General features: G+C 70.4%; 1 protein-coding gene. It reads left to right on the forward strand.

Annotated features, from left to right (window positions below; translation table 11 throughout):
* Window positions 1–25: 25 nt before the first annotated feature.
* The coding region (locus AC1DSF_RS30970; protein WP_478184137.1) for a hypothetical protein at window positions 26–426 on the forward strand (401 nt) is incomplete at its 3' end.

Raw genomic sequence — 426 nt, forward strand, 5'->3', positions numbered from 1 at the left:
CCTGAACACGGTCCCCGGATACTGGGTGGCCACCGTGCCGGCGAACAAGCGCGGTGGCGCGACGACGGAAGGGTGGACGGGCGGCCGCGCGACGATGCGAACGATGCGCGGCGCGCAGATCACCCAGGTCTACGCCCCGGACGGAACGCTGGTCGGTGAGGTCGACGACAACGAAGGGTTCCGCGGAACCGCCTATTTCGGTGACCGTGCGTTCGACCTCCACAACGTGGGGTGGCGCGGTACCGACCTCCTCGCGCGGTTGCACCAACTCACCGAAGACCCGGACCCGGACCGGTCCGCGTCCGGGGTGGCGCGCGTGGAGGAGTCGGGCCAGTACGACGTAGAGGTGACGGTCCCCGAGCGCCTTGCGGACGACCCGGATGTGGCTGCCGCGTTCGACGCGGCGGGGCTGCACCGGGTGAATTC

It is taken from the genome of Variovorax sp. 01N429 (assembly GCF_056399425.1).